This window comes from Achromobacter sp., assembly GCF_049647645.1.
Taxonomy (GTDB): domain Bacteria; phylum Pseudomonadota; class Gammaproteobacteria; order Burkholderiales; family Burkholderiaceae_B; genus Achromobacter.
In genome coordinates, this window is the sequence record NZ_JBARYB010000258.1 from 1 (window position 1) to 18,362 (window position 18,362).

The 18,362-nt window shown below is 66.7% G+C and carries 20 protein-coding genes; 7 read left to right on the forward strand and 13 right to left on the reverse strand.

Going from position 1 to position 18,362, the window contains the following annotated elements:
- Positions 1-645 (forward strand): phospholipase domain-containing protein (locus WBB14_RS29205; protein ID WP_424242848.1); only part of this gene is annotated, 645 nt, incomplete at its 5' end.
- Entirely contained in the window at positions 642-1,040 is a 399-nt protein-coding gene (locus WBB14_RS29210) for an ASCH domain-containing protein (protein ID WP_424242849.1), read from the forward strand. The genes WBB14_RS29205 and WBB14_RS29210, both read left to right, overlap by 4 nt.
- A gap of 50 nt (positions 1,041-1,090) precedes the next feature.
- Here WBB14_RS29210 and WBB14_RS29215 read toward each other — a convergent pair whose 3' ends face one another.
- The 7 genes from WBB14_RS29215 to WBB14_RS29245 form a co-directional block, all read right to left on the reverse strand.
- On the reverse strand, positions 1,091-1,843 hold the full coding sequence (locus WBB14_RS29215; protein ID WP_424242850.1) for an ABC transporter ATP-binding protein: 753 nt from the start codon (positions 1,841-1,843) through the stop codon (positions 1,091-1,093).
- Positions 1,843-3,678, reverse strand: a complete 1,836-nt coding sequence (locus tag WBB14_RS29220) for an ABC transporter permease subunit (RefSeq protein WP_424242851.1) — start codon at positions 3,676-3,678, stop codon at positions 1,843-1,845. Before WBB14_RS29220 ends, WBB14_RS29215 begins: the two co-directional genes overlap by 1 nt.
- A gap of 5 nt (positions 3,679-3,683) precedes the next feature.
- Positions 3,684-4,721, reverse strand: a complete 1,038-nt coding sequence (locus tag WBB14_RS29225; protein WP_424242852.1) for a branched-chain amino acid ABC transporter permease — start codon at positions 4,719-4,721, stop codon at positions 3,684-3,686.
- 151 nt (positions 4,722-4,872) lie between these two features.
- Complete coding sequence (locus tag WBB14_RS29230) at positions 4,873-6,036, reverse strand: ABC transporter substrate-binding protein (RefSeq protein ID WP_013392181.1); 1,164 nt, start codon at positions 6,034-6,036, stop codon at positions 4,873-4,875.
- Positions 6,037-6,278: 242 nt separating this feature from the next.
- Positions 6,279-6,836: a biotin transporter BioY gene (locus WBB14_RS29235; RefSeq protein WP_424242853.1), complete on the reverse strand. Its 558-nt coding sequence runs from the start codon at positions 6,834-6,836 to the stop codon at positions 6,279-6,281.
- A 39-nt stretch (positions 6,837-6,875) separates the two neighbouring features.
- Positions 6,876-7,472 (reverse strand): energy-coupling factor transporter transmembrane component T family protein, encoded by a 597-nt coding sequence (locus WBB14_RS29240; RefSeq protein WP_424242854.1) that lies wholly within the window; start codon positions 7,470-7,472, stop codon positions 6,876-6,878.
- The gene (locus tag WBB14_RS29245) at positions 7,469-8,146 is read right to left on the reverse strand and encodes an energy-coupling factor ABC transporter ATP-binding protein (RefSeq protein ID WP_424242855.1); all 678 of its coding nucleotides are present in this window, start codon (positions 8,144-8,146) and stop codon (positions 7,469-7,471) included. The genes WBB14_RS29240 and WBB14_RS29245 overlap by 4 nt, the downstream gene beginning before the upstream one ends.
- A 52-nt stretch (positions 8,147-8,198) precedes the next feature.
- Between WBB14_RS29245 and msrB the strand changes: the two genes are divergently transcribed.
- From msrB to WBB14_RS29265, 4 genes are read left to right on the forward strand one after another with little or no spacing between them, the layout of a single operon-like run.
- Positions 8,199-8,597, forward strand: a complete 399-nt coding sequence (gene msrB / locus WBB14_RS29250) for a peptide-methionine (R)-S-oxide reductase MsrB (protein WP_424242856.1) — start codon at positions 8,199-8,201, stop codon at positions 8,595-8,597.
- Positions 8,598-9,176, forward strand: a complete 579-nt coding sequence (locus tag WBB14_RS29255; protein ID WP_054450536.1) for a septation protein A — start codon at positions 8,598-8,600, stop codon at positions 9,174-9,176.
- A 59-nt stretch (positions 9,177-9,235) separates the two neighbouring features.
- Positions 9,236-9,505, forward strand: a complete 270-nt coding sequence (locus WBB14_RS29260) for a BolA family protein (protein WP_013392175.1) — start codon at positions 9,236-9,238, stop codon at positions 9,503-9,505.
- Positions 9,506-9,522: 17 nt separating this feature from the next.
- Positions 9,523-10,299, forward strand: a complete 777-nt coding sequence (locus WBB14_RS29265; RefSeq protein ID WP_173143485.1) for a peptidylprolyl isomerase — start codon at positions 9,523-9,525, stop codon at positions 10,297-10,299.
- 89 nt (positions 10,300-10,388) lie between these two features.
- On the opposite strand, the gene WBB14_RS29270 is transcribed toward WBB14_RS29265, so the two are convergent.
- From WBB14_RS29270 to WBB14_RS29285, 4 genes are read right to left on the reverse strand one after another with little or no spacing between them, the layout of a single operon-like run.
- A complete protein-coding gene (locus tag WBB14_RS29270; RefSeq protein WP_424242857.1) occupies positions 10,389-11,378 on the reverse strand; it encodes an alpha/beta fold hydrolase in 990 nt (329 codons plus the stop codon).
- Positions 11,379-11,386: 8 nt separating this feature from the next.
- Positions 11,387-12,229: a TauD/TfdA dioxygenase family protein gene (locus WBB14_RS29275; RefSeq protein WP_424242858.1), complete on the reverse strand. Its 843-nt coding sequence runs from the start codon at positions 12,227-12,229 to the stop codon at positions 11,387-11,389.
- Positions 12,230-12,249: 20 nt separating this feature from the next.
- Entirely contained in the window at positions 12,250-13,398 is a 1,149-nt protein-coding gene (locus WBB14_RS29280; protein ID WP_424242859.1) for a M24 family metallopeptidase, read from the reverse strand.
- A 21-nt stretch (positions 13,399-13,419) separates the two neighbouring features.
- Entirely contained in the window at positions 13,420-14,400 is a 981-nt protein-coding gene (locus WBB14_RS29285; RefSeq protein ID WP_424242860.1) for a tripartite tricarboxylate transporter substrate binding protein, read from the reverse strand.
- 149 nt (positions 14,401-14,549) lie between these two features.
- Here WBB14_RS29285 and WBB14_RS29290 point away from each other — a divergent pair, with 149 nt between their 5' ends.
- Entirely contained in the window at positions 14,550-15,344 is a 795-nt protein-coding gene (locus tag WBB14_RS29290; RefSeq protein WP_424242861.1) for an IclR family transcriptional regulator domain-containing protein, read from the forward strand.
- Between the two features lie 23 nt (positions 15,345-15,367).
- On the opposite strand, the gene ligA is transcribed toward WBB14_RS29290, so the two are convergent.
- The gene (ligA, locus tag WBB14_RS29295) at positions 15,368-17,476 is read right to left on the reverse strand and encodes an NAD-dependent DNA ligase LigA (protein ID WP_424242862.1); all 2,109 of its coding nucleotides are present in this window, start codon (positions 17,474-17,476) and stop codon (positions 15,368-15,370) included.
- A partial coding sequence (locus WBB14_RS29300; protein ID WP_424242863.1) for a cell division protein ZipA C-terminal FtsZ-binding domain-containing protein occupies positions 17,477-18,362 on the reverse strand: 886 nt, incomplete at its 5' end. It lies immediately after the preceding gene.

An 18,362-nucleotide genomic window follows, 5' to 3' on the forward strand; every position in this document is an offset into this window, starting at 1 on the left:
CCGCTGCAGCCTGCACTGGCGCGGCAGCAGCCCGGCACGCGCCCGTCGCGGCCGCTGCCCTACGCGCTGCAAGTGCACGCTCGCGTGGACGGCGCAAGCGTCATGCTGCGTTTCGAAAACGCAGGCACCGCTGGCGCCGTGCTGCATGTGTACGACCGGCTGCATCTGGAGCGCGGCCCCCGCCGCTACACCGTGGAAGCCGGCAAGCAGCTCGAAGGCGCATGGCAGACCGCCGCCGACGAGGGCCGCTACGATCTGTGGGTGTTGGGTCCCAACGGCTTCCACCGGCATTGCACGGGCCGCGCCGGCCCGCCGCCGCTCGAAGTGACGGCCGATTACCAGGGGCCGGGCGCGTCGTTGCGGCTGACGCTGCGCAATCCCGCCACGCAGGCCCGTTCGTTCCGAGTAGAAGCCAACGCCTATGGCTATCCGCGCCTGGACAACACCGCGCTCGCGCCCGGCGAGATCCTCAGCCTGTCCTGGGACATGAGCCGCAGCGCGGGCTGGTACGATCTGACCGTGCTGGACGCTGCCGATCCCACTTACACCCGCCGCCTGGCCGGACGCATCGAAACCGGCGCCCCCTCCACTTCCGATCCCGCGATGGGACAGGAGCTGATACTGCAATGGACACCGCTGGCATGAAACCGCCCGCCCCCTATGAAGACGCCGTGACTTTCCAGTTCGGCGATTCGCCCGAACTGGCCGACGAATTGCTGGCGTTGGTGCTGGCCGGCACCAAGACGGCCACCTGCGGCGCGCTGCGCGACTTCAATCAACAGGAACCCGTACCCGAGGCCGGCCGGCGCGACGTGGTGCTGGACGGACTGGGCCGCCCCGCCTGCGTCATCGAGACGCTCAGCGTGCTGATCCAGCGCTTCGACCAGGTCGACGAAGCATTCGCGCTGGCCGAAGGCGAAGGTCCTTACGAGACGTGGCGCGACGCGCACATCGCCTACTTTGACCGTAACGGCGGCTATGCGCCGGACATGATGCTGGCGTGCGAACGCTTCCGGGTGGTCGAAGTCTTCGAACGATAAAAAAGGCCGGACACCCTGCGGTGTCCGGCCCTTCAGGCGCTCGGGGTCGGTCAGCCTTGTTCGCCGCCCTTGCCCAGGCCCAGATAGCTTTCGATGACCTTGGGGTCGCCGGCCAGCTCGCGCGCCGGACCGTGCAAAATGACCTCGCCGGTTTCCAGCACGTATCCGTAGTCGGCCACTTGCAGCGCCGCGCGTGCGTTCTGTTCGACCAGCAGGATAGCCACGCCGGTTTCGCGCAAGCGCGCGATGATGTGGAAGATCTCGCGCACGATGCGCGGCGCCAGGCCCAGGCTGGGCTCGTCGAGCATCAGCAGGTTGGGCTTGGCCATCAGCGCGCGGCCGACGGCCAGCATCTGGCGTTCGCCGCCCGACAGCGTGCCGGCCTGCTGCGCACGGCGCTCACGCAGCCGCGGGAACAGGTCGAACACTTCATTCAGCGTGTCGCGCCAGCCGCTTTCGCGGGCGCGGTAGCGGCGGAACCCGCCCAGCAGCAGGTTGTCTTCCACCGACATGGTGCCGAACAGTTCGCGACGTTCGGGCACCAGCGACATGCCGGCCGCGACGCGGCGTTCGACCTGCCAGCCCGACACGTCGGTGCCCGCGTACTGCACGGTGCCGGCCGCGTGGCCGGTCTGCGGCAAGGAGCCCATCATGGCGTTCAGCATGGTGGACTTGCCGGCGCCGTTGGCGCCGATCACCGTGACGATGCTGCCGGCGGGCACGGTGAGCGAGGCGCCCACCAGCGCGCCCACCTTGCCGTAGCGGGCGGACAGGTTGCTGACTTCGAGTACGGGAGCGCTCATCACACGCCTCCTGCCGACACGGGCTTGGCCTGGTCCGCTTCGGGCAGGTCATCATCGATGCCGCCCAGGTAGGCTTCCAGCACCGCCGGGTTCTTTTGCACGTCGGCCGGCACGCCTTCCGCCAGCTTGGTGCCGAAATCCATCACCACGAGGTGGTTGGTCAGACGCATCACAAAATCCATATCGTGTTCGACGAGCAGAATGCTCATGCCCTCGGCGCGCAACTGTTCCAGCACGCGCGCCAGGTCCTGCTTTTCCTTGTAGCGCAGGCCGGCGGCGGGTTCGTCCAGCAGCAGCAGCACCGGATCGGCGGCCAGGGCGCGCGCGATTTCCAGGATGCGTTGCTGGCCCAGCGCCAGGTTGCCCGCCTGCTCGTACAGGTACTCGCCCAGGCCGACGCGCTTGATCTGCTCGGCGGCCTCGTGCAGCAACTGCGCCTCGCGGGCGCGGTCCGAATGCAGCGCGCCCGCCAGCACGCCGACGTCCGAGCGCAGGTGCGCGCCCAGCGCCACGTTCTCCAGCACGGTCATGCCGGGCAGCAGCTGCACGTGCTGGAAGGTGCGGCCGACGCCCAGCTTGGCGATCTCGCGCGCCGAACGGCTATCGATGCGCTGGCCCATGAAGGTGACCTTGCCGCGCGTCACCGGCAGCACGCCGCTGATCAGGTTGAAGGTCGTGCTCTTGCCGGCGCCGTTCGGGCCGATCAAGCCCATGATCTCGCCGGAGGCGACCTTGAAGGAGATATCGTTGACGGCGACCAGGCCGCCGAATTCCTTGCGGATGGCATCGACTTCGAGCACCACCTGGCCGGCTTGCGGACGCGCGCGCGTCGGCAGGGCCGGGGCGGGCGCGGGCGGCGCCAGGTTGCGGCGCGAACCGTCGGCGCCAGTGATGCTGCCCCACCAGCCCGCCAGGATCGGCCACAGGCCGTTGCGGGCGTATTGCAGCATCAGGATCAGCAGCACGCCGAAGACAATCATCTCGAAGTTGGCGTTGGTGTCCAGCAGCTTGGGCAACAGGTTCTGCAACTGGTCCTTCAGCACCAGGATGACGCTGGAGCCCAGCAAGGCGCCCCAGACGTAGCCAGCGCCGCCGACCACCGCCATGAACAGGTACTCGATGCCGTAGTTGATGCCGAAGGGGCTGGGGCTGACGGCGCGCTGCATGTGCGCATAAAGCCAGCCGGACACGCAGGCCAGCAATGCCGCCCAGACGAAGATCACGACCTTGTAGGCAGCGGTATTCACGCCCATGGACTCGGCCATGCCGGCGCCGCTCTTGAGCGCGCGGATGGCGCGGCCAGGACGCGAGTTCAGCAGGTTGCGGGTCGCCCACAGCGCCAGCAGCACGAACACCCAAATCAGGTAATAGATGTGGCGGCCGCTGGCCAGCGACATGCCGAAGATGCTGATGGGCTCGATGCCGGCGATGCCGTCATGCTTGCCCAGCCAATCGATGTTGCCGAACAGGAAGTACAGCGACAGGCCCCAGGCGATGGTGCCCAGCGGCAGGTAATGGCCCGACAGGCGCAGGGTGATGGCGCCCAGCAGGTAGGCCACGACGGCCGTCAGGACCAGCCCGGCCGGCAGCGCCAGCCAGGGCGAAACATCGTATTGCGTGGTCAGGAAGGCAGTGGTGTAGGCGCCCAGGCCCACGAACGCGGCCTGGCCGAACGAGGTCAGGCCGCCCACGCCGGTCAGGAGCACCAGGCCCAGCACCACCAGGCTGGCCAGCCCGATGTAGTTGAGCTGCGTCACCCAGAATTCGGGCGTGGCCGACACCATCGGCAGACCCGCCAGGACGACGAGGAAGAGGACGAGCAAAATGCGGTTCATGACGTTTATTCCTCTTCGTCCACGTGATGGGTGCTGAACGAACGCCACACCAGAACCGGGATAATCAGGGTGAAGACAATCACTTCCTTGTAGGCGCTGGCCCAGAAGGACGAGAAGGATTCCAGCACGCCCACCAGCAGCGAGCCCGCGGCGGCCACCGGGTAGCTGGCCAGGCCGCCGATGATGGCGCCGACGAAGCCCTTCAGGCCGATCAGGAAGCCGGTGTCGTAGTACACCGTGGTGATGGGCGCTATCAGCATGCCGGACATGGCGCCGATGGCGACGGCCAGCGTGAAGGTCAGGCTGCCGGACATGGTGGTGCTGATGCCGACCAGGCGGGCGCCGCGGCGGTTGACCGCCGTGGCGCGCAGCGCGCGGCCATACAGCGTCTTGCCGAAGAACAGCCACAGGCCGATGATCAGAATGGCGCAGGTCGCCACCACGAACAGGCTTTGCGCGGACCAGGTCATGAAGCCCAGGTCGATCTGCCCGCTGACGAAGGCGGGAGTGCGCCAGCCTTCGGCGCCGAAGAACACCAACGCCAGCCCGGTGAGCGCGAAGTGCACGGCCACGGAAACGATCAGCAGCACCAGCACGGTGGCTTCGGCCAAGGGCTGATAGACGATGCGATAAACCATCGGACCCATCGGGATCACCAGCAGCAGCGTCAGCAGCATGTTCAGCCACAGCGAATTGCCGGGCGCGGTATAGGTCACGGTCAGCCAGAGCAGCGCCAACGGCAGAACCACACAGGTGGCTATGGCCTTGGGCAGCCCGGCGGCGCTGCGGGTGCGCAGCGCGCGCAGCAGCTCAAGCGCCAGGCAGACGACGCCCAGCAGCGGCAGGAGATAGGCGGTACCCGGCACTTTGCCGTCCACCAGCATGGCCAGGGTCAGGGCGCCGAACGCCACGAACTCGCCCTGGGGAATGAAAATGACGCGCGTGACGGCGAATACCAGCACCAGAGCCATGCCCAGGAGGGCATAGATGGCGCCGTTGACGACACCGTCTTGCAGCAGGATCAGCGCAATTGTGGAATCCATCTAACAACCTTATTTATTCTGGTGTTCCGGCCGCACCCGGGACACTGATACGACACACCGGCCGGAAAGGCCGGTGCGAAGCATTGCTGGGGTGCCGCGCGGCGGGCGCCGCCGCGCTTTGCGCACCCTTGGATCGGGCGATCCTGGGGGATTACAGGCCGGGCTGGTAGACCCACTTGCCGCCTTCCACCTTGACCATCACGCGCGAGCGCTCGTCAAAGCCGGCGTGGTCCGTCGGCGACATGTTGAACACGCCTTGCGAGGCGGCCAGGTCCTTCACGCCTTCCAGGGCGTCGCGCATGGCAGCGCGGAACTCCGGCGTGCCGGGCTTGGCGCCCGACTTCAGCGCCACGGGCAGCGCGGCCACGACCAGCTGGCCGGCGTCCCACATGTGGCCGCCGAACGTGTTGGTGGAACCGGCGCCGTTGGCCTTTTCGTAGGCTTCCACGTAGGCCAGGGCCGACTTCTTGACCTGATTGCTGTCCGGCAGTTGGGCCGCGACCAGCAGCGGGCCGGCAGGCAGCAGCATGCCGTCGCAGTCCTTGCCGCAAACGCGCAGCACGTCGTTGTTGGCGGCGCCGTGCGTCTGGTAGATGGTGCCGCCGTAGTTGCGGGCCTTCAGTTCCTTCTGCGGCAGGGCCGACGGGGTGCCGGCGCCGGCGATCAGGATGGCGTCGGGCTTGGCGCCGACCAGCTTGAGCACCTGGCCCGTGACGCTGGTGTCGGTGCGGCTGTATTTCTCGATGGCGACGATTTCGATGCCCTTGGCCTTGGCGGCCTTTTGCATCACGTCGAGCCAGCCGTCGCCGTAGGCGTCGGCAAAGCCGATGAAGCCCAGGGTCTTGACCTTGGACTTGGCCATGGCGTCAGCCAGGGCGCCGGCCATCAGTGCGTCATTCTGCGGGGTCTTGAAGACCCAGCGGCGCTTGTCGTCCACGGGTTCGACGATCTTGGCGCTGGCGGCCACGCTGATCATCGGCACCTTGGCTTCGGCGGCCACGTCGACCATGGCGAGCGAGCCCGGCGTGACCGACGTGCCGATCAGCACGTCAACCTTGTCATCGGTGGCCAGCTTGCGCGAGTTCTTGACGGCTTGGGTCGTGTCGGTAGCGTCGTCCAGGACGATCCATTCGATCTTCTGGCCGGCCACTTCCTTGGGCAGGAGGGCCACGGTGTTGCGCTCGGGGATACCCAGCGACGCGGCGGGACCGGTGCTGGACACGGTCACGCCGACCTTGACCTGGGCGCTCGCCAATAGCGGGAGGGCCAGGGCAATGGCGGCAGCCGCCGCGGACAAGCCGAAGTGCTTGCGCATATTTTTGTCTCCTGTGGTGGCTCTTTTGCGCCTCGGACGAGGCTAGGCGAGCCTAGTTAAAGTTATACAGAAAAAAATATTATAGGGTTAAAACAGTATCAGATGACGATGCGCAACTCCGGTATATCCCTGACGTGCTACCAAAAACGTGTTTTAGCAAACGCATTCGTTAATGGCGAACTTGTACTAGAAAAACTCGGCAACCGTCAGTTGGGGGATTCCCTTGGAGCGCGGCACGCGTCTCAACGTCCCAACATCGGCCACACGCGTTCAACCCGCGACGCCACCCAGGCGGCAAGCACGGCCTTGGCGAGGTCGCCGGGCAGGAACACGGCCACCGCCAGCGCGGCTTTCGAGAGGCCCATCTTGGTCACCGCGGCCAGCCAGGGCACGCCGCAGGCGTAGACCACGGCGATGCCGCCGACCACGCATGCGACCACATAGCCGGCGAACTTCGCCCAGCCGCCAGCGGCGCGTCCGGCAAGGCTGCGCGCCAGCCAGCCCGTCACGAAGGCGCCCACGACCAGGCCGACGAGGAAGCCGCCCGTCGGACCAAAGAAGGCGCCCAACCCGCCCCGTCCGCCCGGCAGCACGGGCAGCCCGACCGCCGCCAGCGCCAGGTACAGCAGGCAGGCCAGCGCGCCGCGGACAGGCCCCAGCATCGCGCCCGCCAGCATCGCGCCCAGCGTCTGCAGCGTGACCGGCACCGGAATGGCGGGCAGCGGAATCGGCGGGATCAGGCTCAGGACCACGATCAGCGCCGCGAACAGCGCAATCAGCACGGTATTACTGGATTTCACGGTTTTCCCCTTTGGGAGATGGAACAGGGCGCGCAGCCCTCAATGACTGCGCGCATCGATCGCTTCGGACACTTCCTGGGCCCTTTTCAGCGTCAGCACGATCAAGGGCACGATCAGCGCGACGGGATTGGCGCCCAGCCCGCGGGCCGCCTGCGCTTCGCGAATTTCCTGGAAATTGCGCCAGATCTCGGGCACGAAGCGCAGGGCCAGCGCCAAGGCCAGCGCGACCTTGCCGGCATCCACCAGCCGCATGCGTTCAAGCGGCATCAGCGCCTTTTCGCAGACGGCAATCAGATCGGACGTGCGGGTGGCGAGCGTGACGGCCAGGGCCAGCCCCACCATCGCCGCCACGCGCAGCAGCACGGCCAGCGCCTCCATCCCGCCCTGGAACCAGGCGGTGAACGCGCCCACGGCCACCAGCACCCAGGCCAGGCCCTTGATTTGCCGCCAGACGGCGCTCGCGGCAACGCCCGTGGACCAGACCAGCGCGGCGGCGACCAGGAAGGTCAGCGCCAGCCAGTGCGGATCGCGCAACAGGAACAGGCCCGCGCCCGCCGCCATCAGCGCCAGCAGCTTCAACCACGCCGGCAGCCGGTGCAGGAACGAGTCGCCCGCGACGTACAGCGGCTCCATCATGCGCAGTGCTCCCGGTACCAGCGCAGCGCGGCGGCCGGCCTGTCATCGGCCGCGATATTGCCGTCGCGCACTACCACGACCCGGTCGAAATTCTCCAGCAGCTCCAGGTCATGGCTGACGACGATGGCGTCATGAGGCAAGCCAGCGATGGCGTCGCGCACGCGATTGCGGTTGCGCAGGTCCAGCTGGGTGGTGGGTTCGTCGAAAACTATCAGCGCCGGCTCCATCACCAGCACCGCGGCCAGCGCAACCAGTTGGCGTTCGCCGCCGGACAGGGTGTGGCTGGTCCGGTCCGCCAGATGGCCCACGCCCAGATGGCTCAATTGGGCGTCGATGCGGGCTTCGCGTTGCTGCCGGTCCGGAGCCAGATGCTTCAGGCCGAACGCCAGGTCCTCGCGGACGATGGGGAAGACGATCTGGTTTTCGGGGTTCTGGAATACGAAACCGACCTGGCGGCGCACCGCCTTCAGGTCGCGCCGGGTGTCCAGCCCGCCCACCCGCACGCTGCCGGCGGAAGGCAGGACCAAGCCGTTGATCAGGCGCGCCAGCGTGCTCTTGCCGGCGCCATTGGGGCCGACAATGCCGATGCGGCGTTCGGCCAGCGTCAGGCTCACCCCATTCAGCACTTGCGCCTGGGGCGTGGAAACAACCGCCTGGTCAAACTCGATTAACATGGGGCGGGATTATGCCCGAACCATTTCGGGCATCGGGACTCCAAGAGCTCATATGGACAAAGTACGAAAATCCGACGCCGAATGGCGTGCCCAGCTTTCCCCGGAAGAATACGTCGTCACCCGTGAAAAGGGTACCGAACGCGCGTTCACCGGGCGCTACTGGAATACGTTCACGCACGGCATCTACCGCTGCGTGGGCTGTGGCACGGCGCTGTTCGCATCCGACACCAAATTCGATGCCGGCTGCGGCTGGCCCAGCTACTTCCAGGCGCTGGATCCGGAACTGGTGCGCGAGGAACGCGACATCACCCACGGCATGGTCCGCACCGAAGTGCTGTGCAACGTCTGCGACTCGCATCTGGGACACGTCTTCCCCGACGGCCCCGAGCCCACCGGACTGCGCTATTGCATCAATTCCCTGTCGATGACGTTTGAACCCATAGAAGACTGAATGAAGAAGTTCCTGTTCGACCTGTTTCCGCTGTTCCTGTTCTTCATTGCCTATCGGTACACGGACATTTTCATCGCCACGGGCGTCGCCATGGCGGCGGCCGTGCTGCAGATCGTCTGGCTGAAGGCGACGGGCCGCGCCACCGAGGCCATGCACTGGATCAACCTGACCGTCATCCTGGTATTCGGCGGCGCCACGATCTGGCTGCACAGCGATGTCTTCATCAAGTGGAAGCCCACGGTGCTGTACTGGCTGTTCGGCGGCGCGCTGGTCTTTGCGCGCCTGCTGTTCGGCCGCAACCTGATCCGCCGCCTGATGGAAAAACAGATCCAGCTGCCTGACGCTGCCTGGGAACGGCTGAACCTGGTCTGGGCCGGCTTCTTCCTGATTGCGGGCGCGCTCAACCTGTACGTGGCGTTTTCCGGCCACTTCACCGAGTCGCAGTGGGTCAGCTTCAAGGCCTTCGGCCTGATGGGCCTGATGGTGGTCTTCGTCATCGGCCAGTCGATCTGGCTGGGCAAGCACATCCAGACGGAGGAACAGGCCCCTTCCTCCGACACCCCGCCCCGCCAGCCCTGAAGCCGCCCGATTCCCCGGCCGGCGCGCCCAGCCCGCGCCGGAACTAAACATATACCCCCATGTCAGACACCACCGACCGCATTTCCCTGATCCGGGAGCGGCTAGCCGTCCTGGAACCCGTCAGCCTGGACATCCTGGACGACTCGCATTTGCATGCCGGCCACGAAGGCAGTAAAAACGGCGCCGGCCACTATCGCGTGATCATCGTAGCGCCTTGCTTTGCGGGGCTCTCGGCCGTTGCGCGGCATAGGCTGGTGTATCATCATTTGCAAGATTTGATCCCCTATCCGATTCATGCGCTTGCGCTAGATGCCCAGGCTCCCAAATAGAAAGTAAAAGGATATTCATGAAACGCATCGTCATGCTGGCTGCAGCCTGCGTCATCGCCGTGCCGGCTTTCGCTCAGAACGTGGCTACCGTCAACGGCAAGGCCATTCCGCAAAAGAGCCTGGATCAATTCGTCAAGCTGCTGGTCAGCCAGGGCGCCACCGATTCGCCGCAACTGCGCGAACAGGTCAAGCAGGAAATGATCAACCGCCAGATCTTCGTGCAAGCCGCCGAATCCAGCGGCATCGCCAAGCAGGCCGACGTCCAGACCGAAGTCGAACTGGCCCGCCAAGGCATCCTGGTCCGCGCCCTGATGGCCGACTACCTGGCCAAGCACCCGGTGTCGGATGCCAAGGTCACGGCTGAATACGAGAAGATCAAGAAGGAACAGGCCGGCAAGATGGAATACAAGGTCCGCCACATCCTCGTCGAAGACGAGAAGACGGCGAACGACCTGCTGGCCCAGATCAAGAGCAACAAGAGCAAGTTCAACGACCTGGCCAAGAAGAACTCCAAGGACCCCGGCAGCGCCGAAAAGGGTGGCGACCTGGGTTGGGCGCCCCCGACCAACTACGTCCAGCCGTTCGCGCAAGCCGTGACGCAGTTGAAGAAGGGCGAGCTGGTCGACAAGCCGGTGCAGACCCAGTTCGGCTGGCACATCATCATGGTCGACGACACCCGTCCGGTGGAATTCCCGCCGCTCGACCAGGTGCGCCCGCAGCTGGAAGAAATGCTGCGCCAGCAAACCCTGGCCGACTACCAGAAGGAACTGCGCGAAAAGGCCAAGATCCAGTAAGCCTTGCCGCACACATGAAAAATGCCCGCTTTCGCGGGCATTTTTTTTTGCCTGGGTTTCTCAGGGGCCGGACCGGCGCCCCCCGCCTGCTAGGCCAGCGCCTGCCTCAGATGCGCATCCCAGAGACGGCCTTCCAGCAGCGGCGACAGGTGACCATAGCGCCCCGCTACGTTGACCTGAACGATAGTGGCGGGATAAGGGACCTGCGCCTGGGCGCCCGCATCATCCGGCGCGAACAGCTCGTCCGACGCGCAACGCAGCCAGTGCACGGGCGTGGCCGATTCCAGCAGCGCGCCGCGCGCGTCGTAGCGGCAAGCCGACGCCCTTAGCGTCGCCATGGACCAGGGCGAAAAGCGCGCCGCCCAGGCCTGCGCCTCGGCCCGCAGGCGCGGCTCCACGTCGGACTCGCCGGCGTCAGCCAACCACTGGGCATAGCCATAGCGGCGCAAGGTCGCGCAGCGCAGCTCGACCCATTCGTTCCAGGCACCCGTATCGCCCGCAGCGATGGCGGCGGCAATCCGGCGCAGGCGTTGCGCGTCCGCCATGCTGCCGCCGCCGCGCGGCGCCGAGGCCAGCGCCACCACCCGTCCGACGGGTAGCGGCGCGGCCACTGCCCACTGGAACGCCTGGTAGCCGCCAAAGGAATAGCCCACCACGGCATCCAGCCGCTCAACGCCGATCGCGCGCAGCCATTCTCCCTGCAGGCGCACGCCATCGGCGATCGATACGTCGGGAAAGGCGCTGGCAGCGGCGCCGACGGGACCGCTGCTGCCAAAGCAGGAACCCAGCGCGTTAGGCACCAGCACGCAGGTGTCGCGCGTGTCCAGCGCCGCCCCCGGCCCCAACCAGGGACTGGCCCAGCCGGCATCGGGATGGACCTCCCCCTCGTCCGTCCTCAAGGCCTGCTGGCTACCCGATATGCCATGCAGCAGCAACACCACGGCGCGCGCGCGCCCTGGCGGCGGACCGTAGCGGGTCCAGGCCAGCCGGGCTGGCGCCAAGGCCTCGCCACTGTCCAGCAGCAGGGAGTCGAACTGCGCCACGCCAGCGGCATGGTCGATGGGCTGGATTGCGGCCACGGCGGCTCCTAGACGGGACGCTCGCCCATGACCGTCGTGCGGTAGATCGTGCGCCGCATATTGGCCGGCAGTTCGCGGGTGGTGGCCTTGTGCATCACGCAGCGGTTGTCCCACATGACGACGTCGCCCGGCTCCCATTGCAGCGCGTACTGGTACTGCTCCTGCGTGCAATGCGCGAACAGGCGCTCCAGCAGTTCCTGGCTATCGGCCTCGCCCCAACCGGATACCTCGGCGGTCATGCCGGGATGCACGTACAGTGCCTTGCGCCCTGTCTCTGGGTGCGTGCGCACGATGGGGTGTTCCACGTCCGGCGTGCCGGCCAGTTGGCTGGCGTCCATCTTCACCTGGGTGCCCTCATCGGCCTTGGTGCTCTTGCGCCGGTAGCGGTGCACTGCCCGCAGGCCCGCCAGCTGGGCTTGGGTGGTCTCGTCCAGTTCCTCGTAGGTCCGGTACATATTGACGAACAAGGTGTTGCCGCCTTCCGGCGGAATCAATTGGGCATTGAGGATGGTGGCCTTGGCCGGACATTCGCGGAAAGCGAAATCCGAATGCCAGTACGAACCGCCGTCGGCGATGCCTGCCGGCACGCCGTTCTTGACCTCGTTGGACAGCACGAATATCTCGGGATACTCAGCGTGGTTGTACTGGGCCAGCACGTGGACATCCAGCTCGCCCAGTCGGCGGCTGAAGCGCAACTGGCCTTCGGGTGACAGGCGCTGGTTCTTGAAGACCAGCAACTGATGGCGCAGGAACAGCGCGTTCACGTCCTCGAACGCCGCGTCGTCCAGCGTTTCCAGATCCAGGTCATGCACGGCCGCGCCGATCAGCGGGCTCAGGGGTATCGCATTCATCGTGGGGCTCCTGCCTAGGTTCAGGGAAGACGGTGCACGCGGGCCTCGGTGCGCACCAGCGGCTCGGCGCCGTGCTCTCCGATCAACACCGGGTACTCCAGCCGCATGCCGCCCAGGCCCGGGCGGTACAGGTGCGTGCCCAGCGCCACCACCATGCCGGGCGTCACCAGGTCGCGGCTGCGCAGGTTGATGAAGGGCCGGGTGCGCGCGCAGGTGCCCAGGCCATGGCCGAACAGGGGCAGGCCGAACTCGCTCAAGCCATGCTTTTCGAACACGGCGATGCCACGGCTGGCGCACTCCGCTATCGGGCGGCCGGGCGTCAGGGACGCAAGCATGGTCTGCACGGTTTCTTCCCAGCAATCGATCAGCTTGCTCTGCGCCGAGTCCGGTTTGCCCAGGAACACGGGCAAGGCGGTATCCGCCATGTAGAGATCCAGCAGCGGATGCAGGTCCAGAATCACGAATTCATTCGGCTGGATGGCGCGGTCGGTCGCCTGCTGCGTGACGCCGCGCAGGAATCCGGTGCGCTCACCCGCGCCGACTTCGGTACCGCCCGTTACGGCCCAGGACCAGGTGCTGCCGCGGCGCCGGATCGCGCGCTCGATTTCGCCGGCGATCTCGTTCTCGGTCGCCCCTGCCCGCACCGCGTTCATGCCCTGCTCGAAGCCGTAGTCCGACACCTCCGCCGCATGCCGCAGGCGCTCGATCTCGGCCGCATCCTTGATCAGCATGACGTCGTCGATCACGTCCACACCGTTCTCGAACCTGATGTCGGGCAGGTGGCTGGTCAGGTCGAAGTATTCGGCGGCCGTCAGCATGCCCGGCGCAACCTGCGCCGCCCCCGGATGCGACAGGTCCAGCGCGACCTTGCCCCGCGTCAATCCGTGGTGCTCCAGACGCTGGCGTATCAACTGCGGAAAGTCCGAGAACTCGAACTCGTACATCTCCATCTGATGGCCTTCGGCCCGCACCCGCGAGGCGTCCATGGCCCAGTAGATGAACTCGCAATGCCCGTCTGCGGTGACCAGCACGGCGCCGCGCCAGGGCATGAACGCGCCGCTCAGGTAATGCAGCGCGCCCTGGCGGGTGCCCAGATAGGCGTCAAAGCCGAGTTCGCGCGCGTGTTGAGCAACGCGCTTGCGGCGCGCCTGAAAATCGATGGACTGCATGTATCACTCCTCGTTGGGAATTCAGGAAACCGATGCGCCGGACGCCTTGACCACGGGCGCCCACTTCTCGGTTTCGTCGGCGGTGAAGCGGGCGAAGTCGTCGGGCTTGCTGGCTACCGGATCGGCCGCCTGCGAGAGCAATTGCTCACGCACGCGGGGATCGGCCAGCGCCCGGGCGATTTCCTGCTGCAGGCGTTCGACGATGGGGCGCGGCGTGCCGGCGGGCGCGAACACGCCGATCCACGACGTCATGGCGTAGCCCGGCAGGGTTTCGGCCACGGTCGGCACGTCGGGCGCGGCCGGCGAACGCTGCGGACCGGTCACGGCGATGGCGCGCAGTTTGCCGGCCTTGATCAGGGGCTGGGCGATGACCAGGCTGTCGAAGGCCAGGTCAGCCTGCCCGCCGATCACATCGGTGAGCGCGGGCAGGCTGCCCTTGTAGGGGATGTGCTGCATCTGCACGCCGGCCATCTCGTTGAACAGTTCGCCGGACATGTGCATGGAAGTGCCGCTGCCGCCCGAGGCGCGGTTGAGTTTGCCGGGGTTGGCTTTGGCGTAGGCGATCAAGTCCGCCACTGAGTAGATGGGCAGCTTGGGATTGACCACCACGACCAGCGGATACGACACGACCTGGGTTACCGCCGCGAAGTCCTTCAACGGCTGGAACGGCATGGACTGGTACAGGGTCTGGTTGATGGCGTTGGTGCCTATCGTGCCCATCAGGATGGTGTAGCCGTCCGGGGCCGACTTGGCCACGGCATCCGCGCCGATGTTGCCGCCGGCGCCGGGCTTGGCCTCGACGATGACCGACACGCCCATGCTCTGGGTCATGCGTTCGGCCAGCAGGCGGGTGACGATTTCAGTGGGTCCGCCGGCCGCGGCGGGCACCACGAAGCGGATGGGTTTGCTGGGGTAGGCCTCGGCCGCGCTGGCGGCGGAAATGGCCGCCATTCCCGCCGCCAGGGCGCATGCGCCCAAGGCGCTCAATAGTCTCCTGCACATGGCATGTCTCCGTTGTTGCGGGACGTACCGGGCGGGTGCCCTGGCCGACCCATCTAATTAACGAACAATTGTTCGCTAATTCGCATTTTATGGAGATTGCCGCGGATGTCAAACTACAATCGGGCTTCCAACGACAAGACCGCCGATACATGGACACGACATTGCCGGAACCGAAAGAAAGGAAAGAGGAGTTTCTGGACAGCCTGGCCAACGGCCTGCAATTGCTGCAGATCTACGCTACGGGCGTGGCCAGCGTGACCGTGCAGGAAGCCGCCGAACAGCTGGACGTGACGCGCGCGGCGTCGCGGCGCATCCTGCTGACCCTGGAAAAGCTGGGCTATGTACGCCTGGACGGCAGGAATTTCTCGCCCACGCCCAAGGTCATGGACCTGGGATACGCCTATTTCGCCTCGCTGAGCCTGCCCAAGCTGACCCGGGCGACCATGCGCGAAGTCGCGCAGACCGTGGGCGAAACCTGCTCGCTGGGCGTGCTGGACCGGCAACACGTTGTGTTCCTGGCACGCGAGGAAGGCCCCAAGCTGCTCAAGCTGGACCTGTCGGTGGGCAGCCGCCTGCCCGCCTACGCCCATTCGCTGGGCCGCACGCTGCTGTCCACGCTGGATGACGAAGCGCTCGACGAGTATCTGGAAAACGCGGACCTGAAGCGCCTGACGCCTTACACGACGGTGTCGCGCAGCGCCTTGCGCAAGCTGATCCGGCAGGTGCGCGAGGACGGCTACTGCATCTCGGTCAGCGAATTAGTGGACGGTTTTGCGGGCGTGGCCGTGCCGCTCTATAACCACGAAGGCAAGGCCGTGGCGGGCCTGAGCGTCAGCATGGTGCTCGGATCGCGCGAACCCGACGAATTGAAGCGGCAGCATCTGCCGGCCTTGCAGCGCGCGGCTGCCGCCATCCGCGACATGATGCCGCGCAGCACCATCTGATCTGAACTGGCGGCCGGGCGGCCTCAGCCGCCCTGCTCTCCCAGCAGGGCTTTCAGTGCGTCTTCGTCCAGCACCGCCACGCCCAGTTCCTGGGCCTTGACGAGCTTGCTGCCGGAATCTTCGCCGGCCACCAGATAGGCCGTCTTCTTGGATACCGAGCCGCTGACCTTGCCGCCGGCGGCCTGGATGCGCATCGAGGCTTCCTCGCGCGTCCAGTTGGGCAGCGTGCCGGTCAGCACGAAGGTCTTGCCAGCCAGGGTGGTCGCTTGCGGCGCCGCCTCGGCCACGGGGTTCACGCCCTGCGCCTTGAGCTGTTCGATCACGTCGCGGTTGTGCTGCTCGGCGAAGAAGCGGCGAATCGAGGCCGCCACCACCGGGCCCACATCGGGCACGGAGGACAAGGCGTCTTCGTCGGCGTCCATGATGGCGTCGATGCTGCCGAAATGGCGCGCCACGTCGCGCGCCGTGGTCTCGCCCACGTGACGGATGCCCAGCGCGTACAGCAGGCGGTTCAAGCCCGGCGCGCGCGCCTTGTCGATGGCGGCGACCAGGTTGTCGGCGGACTTCTGGCCCATCCGGTCCAGCCCCACCAGCTCCAGCGGGCGCAGGCTGTATAGGTCGGCCAGGGTCTTGACCCGGCCGCTGTCGACCAGTTGGTCCACCAGTTTCTCGCCCAGGCCTTCGATGTCCAGCGCCTTGCGGCTGGCGGCATGCCAGAGCGTCTGCTTGCGTTGCGCGCCGCAGAACAGGCCGCCGGTGCAGCGCGCGATGGTCTCGTCTTCCAGGCGTTCGATGGCGGAGCCGCAAATCGGACAAGCCGTGGGCATGACGAATTCGCGGGCGTCGTCCGGCCGCTTTTCCAGCACCGGGCCCAGCACTTCAGGGATCACGTCGCCCGCGCGGCGCACGATGACCGTGTCGCCGATGCGCACGTCCTTGCGGCGGATCTCGTCTTCGTTATGCAGCGTGGCATTGGTGACGGTGACCCCGCCCACGAACACCGGTTTCAGGCGCGCGACCGGCGTGATGGCGCCGGTGCGGCCCACCTGCACCTCGATGTCGAGCAAGGTGGTGGTGGCCTCTTCGGCGGCGAACTTGTGCGCCAGCGCGAAGCGCGGCGCGCGCGCCACGAAGCCCAGCACCTTCTGCGCGGGCAGCGAATCCACCTTATAGACCACGCCATCGATGTCGTAGGGCAGCTCGGGCCGCAGCTTGCCGACCTTGGCGTAGAAGGCCATCAGGCCCTCGGCGCCGCTGGCGCGGTGGTTGTGCTTGACGTTGACCGGCAGGCCCAGCGAGGCCAGCCAGTCCAGCATGGCGCCGTGAGATTTTTCGGGCAATTGCGAGGCTTCGGCCACGCCCGCCGACGCTTCGGCGAACTGGCCGCCCTGCGCGCCCGCCAGGCCCTGGACCTCGCCCCAGCCATAGGCGAAGAAGCGCAGCGGCCGCTTGGCGGTGATGCGCGGATCCAGCTGGCGCAGGCTGCCTGCGGCGGCATTGCGCGGATTGACGAAGACCTTTTCGTCGCGCTTGGCCTGGGCTTGGTTCAGCTTTTCGAAGTCGGCGCGGTTCATCAGGACTTCGCCGCGGACTTCCAGCACCTTGGGGAAGGTCCCCTTGAGCTGCAGCGGAATCGCCTTGATGGTGCGGATGTTCGAGGTAACGTCCTCGCCCGTCTGGCCGTCGCCACGAGTGGCGGCCTGCACCAGGCGGCCATCCTCGTAGCGCAGGCTGATCGCCAGGCCGTCCAGCTTGAGTTCGCAGAAGTAGTCGGCTTTCTGTGCAGGCCCCAGCAGGCCCGCGCCGCGCAGCGTGTCGGTAACGCGGCGGTCGAAAGCCACCACGTCCTCTTCGTCGAAGGCGTTGCCCAGGGACAGCATGGGCACCACGTGGCGCACGCTGCCGAAGGCGGAGACCGGCGCCGCGCCCACGCGCTGCGTAGGCGACTCCGGCGTCACCAGCTCCGGGTGCTCGGCCTCGAGGGCCTGCAGTTCGCGCATCAGCCCGTCATACTCGGCATCCGAGATCGAGGGCTCGTCGTAGACGTAATAGCGGACGTTGTGCTGTTCGATTTCGGCGCGCAGGCGCGCCGCGGCTTGCGCCGCGTTTTCACCGCCAGACGTGCTGTTCATTTACGCAAACACCCTTAGTGCGCGCTCGCTGCCGGCGGGCAGGCCCGCTTGTTCAAGTTGGCCGAACAGCACCTGGAGCCGTTCATCGATGACCGTTTCCGAACCATCGGCCAGCGGCTTGCCCTGGTCGTCGACCAGATCCGCGCGCAGGCGGGCGGCCAGGTCGCGGCCCACGTCGACCATGCGGCCGAAGGCGCGGGCGTCCGCCGGACTGCAGGGCACGTCCAGCAGCAGGTACAGGCGTTCGATTCCACCCATGCCGGCATCGAAGGCCGCGCCGTCGCCGCGCGCCAGCGTGAAGCGGGCCACGCCGTTTTCCGCAGGCCAGGCCAGGCGGCTGCCGTCGGCGACGAAGCCGAGGTCGCGCGCCACGGACAGGACTTCGGCAGCGGGCTGGGCGGCGCCCAGCAGCAGGGTCAGGCCGACCTGGGTATCCAGGGCGGCGCAAGTGTCGTCCAGGCGGGCGCCTTGCTCAAGCACGGCTTGCTGGTCCGGACCTTCGATGGTGGCGTCGAAACGCTCGGCCATGTCCTGGGCGCGGGCCCAGGCTTGGGACCATTCAATGGCGGTCAGCGGACCGCTGCGGTTGGCCAGCAGCACGGCCAGTTGCATGGACGCATAGGATTCGCCGCCGTGGACCCGCGCGCGGTGGCGACGCTGGTCGGTTTCGGCGAATACGCGCATGGGCTTGCGGCCGACGTGGCGCAGGCTTTGCATGTAGGGCAGCAGGTCGGCGCCACGCACGGCTTCGGCGAAGTTGATCTCGATGACCACCTCGCAGGCGGGATCGGGTTCTTCGGTATCGTCGGCATCGCTGCCGGGATCGACCGGCGCCGGCTGGCCGGGCTGGGCGCGGGGGGCATCGCCACCCATGCCAGGTTCGCGG

Excerpts from the sequence above, each read along its gene's own strand:
- WBB14_RS29210 (WP_424242849.1), top strand. The coding sequence starts at position 642 with ATGAAACCGCCCGCCCCCTATGAAGACGCCGTGACTTTCCAGTTCGGC.
- WBB14_RS29215 (WP_424242850.1), bottom strand. The coding sequence starts at position 1,843 with ATGAGCGCTCCCGTACTCGAAGTCAGCAACCTGTCCGCCCGCTACGGC.
- WBB14_RS29220 (WP_424242851.1), bottom strand. The coding sequence starts at position 3,678 with ATGAACCGCATTTTGCTCGTCCTCTTCCTCGTCGTCCTGGCGGGTCTG.
- WBB14_RS29225 (WP_424242852.1), bottom strand. The coding sequence starts at position 4,721 with ATGGATTCCACAATTGCGCTGATCCTGCTGCAAGACGGTGTCGTCAAC.
- WBB14_RS29230 (WP_013392181.1), bottom strand. The coding sequence starts at position 6,036 with ATGCGCAAGCACTTCGGCTTGTCCGCGGCGGCTGCCGCCATTGCCCTG.
- WBB14_RS29240 (WP_424242854.1), bottom strand. The coding sequence starts at position 7,472 with ATGATGGAGCCGCTGTACGTCGCGGGCGACTCGTTCCTGCACCGGCTG.
- WBB14_RS29245 (WP_424242855.1), bottom strand. The coding sequence starts at position 8,146 with ATGTTAATCGAGTTTGACCAGGCGGTTGTTTCCACGCCCCAGGCGCAA.
- msrB (WP_424242856.1), top strand. The coding sequence starts at position 8,199 with ATGGACAAAGTACGAAAATCCGACGCCGAATGGCGTGCCCAGCTTTCC.
- WBB14_RS29255 (WP_054450536.1), top strand. The coding sequence starts at position 8,598 with ATGAAGAAGTTCCTGTTCGACCTGTTTCCGCTGTTCCTGTTCTTCATT.
- WBB14_RS29260 (WP_013392175.1), top strand. The coding sequence starts at position 9,236 with ATGTCAGACACCACCGACCGCATTTCCCTGATCCGGGAGCGGCTAGCC.
- WBB14_RS29265 (WP_173143485.1), top strand. The coding sequence starts at position 9,523 with ATGAAACGCATCGTCATGCTGGCTGCAGCCTGCGTCATCGCCGTGCCG.
- WBB14_RS29275 (WP_424242858.1), bottom strand. The coding sequence starts at position 12,229 with ATGAATGCGATACCCCTGAGCCCGCTGATCGGCGCGGCCGTGCATGAC.
- WBB14_RS29280 (WP_424242859.1), bottom strand. The coding sequence starts at position 13,398 with ATGCAGTCCATCGATTTTCAGGCGCGCCGCAAGCGCGTTGCTCAACAC.
- WBB14_RS29285 (WP_424242860.1), bottom strand. The coding sequence starts at position 14,400 with ATGTGCAGGAGACTATTGAGCGCCTTGGGCGCATGCGCCCTGGCGGCG.
- WBB14_RS29290 (WP_424242861.1), top strand. The coding sequence starts at position 14,550 with ATGGACACGACATTGCCGGAACCGAAAGAAAGGAAAGAGGAGTTTCTG.
- ligA (WP_424242862.1), bottom strand. The coding sequence starts at position 17,476 with ATGAACAGCACGTCTGGCGGTGAAAACGCGGCGCAAGCCGCGGCGCGC.